Genomic DNA, 1,610 nt, shown 5'->3' on the forward strand with positions numbered 1-1,610 from the left:
AAAACTTTAATTGAAGAGTTTGATCATGGCTCAGATTGAACGCTGGCGGCAGGCCTAACACATGCAAGTCGAGCGGCAGCACAGAGGAACTTGTTCCTTGGGTGGCGAGCGGCGGACGGGTGAGTAATGCCTAGGAAATTGCCCTGATGTGGGGGATAACCATTGGAAACGATGGCTAATACCGCATGATGCCTACGGGCCAAAGAGGGGGACCTTCGGGCCTCTCGCGTCAGGATATGCCTAGGTGGGATTAGCTAGTTGGTGAGGTAATGGCTCACCAAGGCGACGATCCCTAGCTGGTCTGAGAGGATGATCAGCCACACTGGAACTGAGACACGGTCCAGACTCCTACGGGAGGCAGCAGTGGGGAATATTGCACAATGGGCGCAAGCCTGATGCAGCCATGCCGCGTGTATGAAGAAGGCCTTCGGGTTGTAAAGTACTTTCAGTCGTGAGGAAGGTGGTGTTGTTAATAGCAGCATCATTTGACGTTAGCGACAGAAGAAGCACCGGCTAACTCCGTGCCAGCAGCCGCGGTAATACGGAGGGTGCGAGCGTTAATCGGAATTACTGGGCGTAAAGCGCATGCAGGTGGTGGATTAAGTCAGATGTGAAAGCCCGGGGCTCAACCTCGGAACCGCATTTGAAACTGGTTCACTAGAGTACTGTAGAGGGGGGTAGAATTTCAGGTGTAGCGGTGAAATGCGTAGAGATCTGAAGGAATACCGGTGGCGAAGGCGGCCCCCTGGACAGATACTGACACTCAGATGCGAAAGCGTGGGGAGCAAACAGGATTAGATACCCTGGTAGTCCACGCCGTAAACGATGTCTACTTGGAGGTTGTGGCCTTGAGCCGTGGCTTTCGGAGCTAACGCGTTAAGTAGACCGCCTGGGGAGTACGGTCGCAAGATTAAAACTCAAATGAATTGACGGGGGCCCGCACAAGCGGTGGAGCATGTGGTTTAATTCGATGCAACGCGAAGAACCTTACCTACTCTTGACATCCAGAGAAGCCAGCGGAGACGCAGGTGTGCCTTCGGGAGCTCTGAGACAGGTGCTGCATGGCTGTCGTCAGCTCGTGTTGTGAAATGTTGGGTTAAGTCCCGCAACGAGCGCAACCCTTATCCTTGTTTGCCAGCGAGTCATGTCGGGAACTCCAGGGAGACTGCCGGTGATAAACCGGAGGAAGGTGGGGACGACGTCAAGTCATCATGGCCCTTACGAGTAGGGCTACACACGTGCTACAATGGCGCATACAGAGGGCAGCAAGCTAGCGATAGTGAGCGAATCCCAAAAAGTGCGTCGTAGTCCGGATTGGAGTCTGCAACTCGACTCCATGAAGTCGGAATCGCTAGTAATCGTAGATCAGAATGCTACGGTGAATACGTTCCCGGGCCTTGTACACACCGCCCGTCACACCATGGGAGTGGGCTGCAAAAGAAGTGGGTAGTTTAACCTTTCGGGGAGGACGCTCACCACTTTGTGGTTCATGACTGGGGTGAAGTCGTAACAAGGTAGCGCTAGGGGAACCTGGCGCTGGATCACCTCCTTATACGAAGATTACACTGATGAGTGTCCACACAGATTGATGGTTTATACAGTTTAAGAGA

1 rRNA gene is annotated in these 1,610 nt (G+C 53.4%); it reads left to right on the forward strand.

From position 1 onward, the window contains the following. Window positions 1-7 precede the first annotated feature (7 nt). Window positions 8-1,552, forward strand: a 16S ribosomal RNA gene (locus tag AACV20_RS12855). Window positions 1,553-1,610 lie beyond the last annotated feature (58 nt).

This window comes from Vibrio sp. B4-6 (genome assembly GCF_963888245.1).
GTDB classification, from domain to species: domain Bacteria; phylum Pseudomonadota; class Gammaproteobacteria; order Enterobacterales; family Vibrionaceae; genus Vibrio; species Vibrio anguillarum.